The following is a 1,826-nucleotide window of genomic DNA, read 5'->3' as shown; positions in this document are numbered from 1 at the left end:
CTCCCTCTATGAATAAATGCATATCTCCAATTTCCTCTTGTTTTCTTACGATTTCGTTGAGGGGGAGTTTTAATAGACACAGCCTCACAGGAACAAAATTGTACAGAAGGGGATTTTTGGTTTCCTAAACCTGAAAAAGGCATATCCCCACGACCACCGTGATCCAGAAAGTGGTAAATGTTCAAAATATGGTCGCACTAAAGGATCTCCACGTCATCTCATGGGGGTCAACCCTCCCATTTCTCACAGAGTCATAGCTCCCAAATTCCTTCGTTCAACCTTTCCATGAGGTGGATGTCGGTTATGCTGCCCGACAGGGTCATTGCCCGTAGTAATAGTGTAATACCGACTAATCCGTGCTTCTGCTGTCTAATTAAAACCAAGACCACAACTCAATCATTTGACCAAGGGAAAACTAAGCAGCATTTTCAATTGAAGCTACATCCATGTGTGGAATATCGCGCAACATTTTTTCTTCGCTAAACGGACATTGCTTTTGGCCGATGGCAAATAGTATTCGAATTAATTTGTTACACAGTGCTATTAAGGACTGCATCTTCTTTAACGGATTATCCTTACGTTTCGTGTAATACTGATGTAGCGCTTTGAAAGCCATATTTTTAGCGACTAAAGGCATGATTACTCGAAAGAGAAGTGCCCTAAGCTTCTTCCTCCCTCTCTTCGTAATCTTGGTTTGGCCTTTATGTATACCTGATGTGTTCTCCTTAAGGTTAAGTCCTGCAAGCTTTATGATCTGCTTAGGGTGGGAGTATTTACTTAAATCCCCTACCTCTGCAAAAAAGCCTGCGATCGTATCTCGCCCGATCCCTTGAACCGCCAGCATTTGCTCTACACCAGGTATTTGGGAGAGGAGTTGGTCCATCTTAGAGTCGAGTTCTTCTAGCCTCTGCTGAAATAATTCGTACTTGTCTAACAAGATGCGGAGCTCCAATTTAGCCATATCTGAGCCCTGCCGAATGCCAATGGACTGGCTAGCGACATACTTTAACTCCCTTACCTTGGTCAAGCCGACAGCACGTTTTACAGCCTTCTTGAGGTGCATGAATATCTCTTCGTCAGAGATCATCACCAGCTCGTGGGGTAACTTTGTGAGCTTCAGCAGTTGCAAGGCTGCTTTTCCTTCCCAATCCTTAAAAACGGTCAAAAATTCTGGGAAATACCGATCTAACCAATTATGGATCTGGCCCTGTACGACTTGCAGGTCAACGCACAAGAGATCGCGTATTTTTCTTGCCACTCGAAGTTCTGCGTAAACTCCTTTCGGGATATGGGGTTCGGCGTATCTCCCATCTTTAACAAGCTGCGCAATGACCTTGGCATCTTTGACATCGTTTTTTGTTGGTGAATTGTCGTCCAACTCTTTGCTTTTCTTCACGTGCAGCGGATTGACCAAAACAAATTTTATGTCATGCTCCGCAAGAAAGTAGGCTAGATTATACCAGTAATGACCCGTTGGCTCCATACCTACAATGGCCTTCTCCATGCTTTGTTTTTTCATCAATTGGTGGATCCATTCCAGGAATCCCTCAAAGTCAGGGCTAGCATTACCAAAATGAAACGGCATTCCAAACTCAAAACCTCTAAAATCTTGAGCACGAGCGACATGGGCGAACTTAGCAATATCTACGCCAACGATAAGCGTGCGAGACGTGATTTGAACAATCTTATGATTTTGGTTATATTTCATTGTAGCCTCCTGGAACACGAGTATTTGTCCTTTTTTGCTGGCCAGCTCAGGACAATTTCATGTTACCAGAGGCCTTTTTCTTGTTCAAACCGCGAATTTCTTCATTACAGGAATGCTG

1 protein-coding gene is annotated in these 1,826 nt (G+C 43.7%); it reads right to left on the bottom strand.

Annotated elements, in window-relative coordinates:
* Positions 1-415: 415 nt before the first annotated feature.
* On the bottom strand, positions 416-1,708 hold the full coding sequence (locus FE783_RS37215) for an IS110 family RNA-guided transposase (protein ID WP_138884446.1): 1,293 nt from the start codon (positions 1,706-1,708) through the stop codon (positions 416-418).
* Positions 1,709-1,826: the final 118 nt, after the last annotated feature.

Source organism: Paenibacillus mesophilus (genome assembly GCF_005938385.1).
Classification (GTDB): domain Bacteria; phylum Bacillota; class Bacilli; order Paenibacillales; family NBRC-103111; genus Paenibacillus_AB; species Paenibacillus_AB mesophilus.
This window is presented reverse-complemented; position numbering and strand designations above follow the sequence as displayed.

Excerpts from the sequence above, each read along its gene's own strand:
- FE783_RS37215 (WP_138884446.1), bottom strand. The coding sequence starts at position 1,708 with ATGAAATATAACCAAAATCATAAGATTGTTCAAATCACGTCTCGCACG.